Below are 858 nucleotides of genomic sequence, written 5' to 3' on the forward strand. Positions count from 1 at the left end.
CCAGGTGTTCAAGACAACCTTGAACACGCCGAGTCTGCCGAACGACATGATCACATGGACCTGCCATCCGGCCCGGCGCCCGAACTCCGCGATGCCCGCAGCAGTCGGGGTCGAGGCCGTTGCTGACGAATGTCATGGCCGAAGGAGGTGTGATCGCACTGCCCGGCACCGAAGCCCGCGACGACGATAATGGACATGACAAACACGCAGCTCGCCCCCGTTGCCACGGCCCACCTCACCCACGCCGACAGCCGTCAGGCGTTCCGGACCGTCCGGATGCTCACCGGCGGGTACCTCGCGCTGAGCGTGCTCACCATCGTGGCCATCGCCCTGCTGCGCAACCACGCCGCCCTGGTCAACTCCGCGGTCTGGATCCGCGGCACTATCGTGATGGTCAGCTCGGCGTTCACGTTCGCCTTCGGCGCCCGAGCTGCACGCGGCTCCCGCGGCGCGTACCGCCGGCTGCGCATCATCGCCGCGGTCATGGTCGCCGCGATCACCGTCATCATCGCACTGCCCGGCACGTTTCCCATGTGGATGAAGCTGGAGCAGGCGGTCTGCGGACTGCTGCTGCTCGGCGTGGTCGCCGTGGTCAACGGCCGGCAGCTGCGTTCCGTGTTCGCCACCGCGTGAGCCCCGCGCCCCGTCGAGCGCCGTCCGCCCCACCGAAGTCGATGACGACGGCCGGGGCGGACCGCACTCAGGCATCGGGGACGGTACGGGTGCCATCGCAGAGAAGTACGAGAGCCCGCAACCGACCTGCAGCGACAAGACGCCCGCTAACGGCGCCCGTATCGACGGAAGTCCTTGACTCTGCCTGGGAAGACCTCGACCTGGCCGCCACCCGCCCGACCCAGG

General features: G+C 68.5%; 1 protein-coding gene. It reads left to right on the forward strand.

The annotated features are described in order from the left end of the window. The first annotated feature begins 195 nt into the window (after nucleotides 1-195). Entirely contained in the window at nucleotides 196-633 is a 438-nt protein-coding gene (locus Raf01_RS49165) for a hypothetical protein (RefSeq protein WP_239134606.1), read from the forward strand. The last annotated feature ends 225 nt before the right edge of the window (nucleotides 634-858 follow it).

It is taken from the genome of Rugosimonospora africana, from assembly GCF_016862975.1.
GTDB lineage: Bacteria > Actinomycetota > Actinomycetes > Mycobacteriales > Micromonosporaceae > Rugosimonospora > Rugosimonospora africana.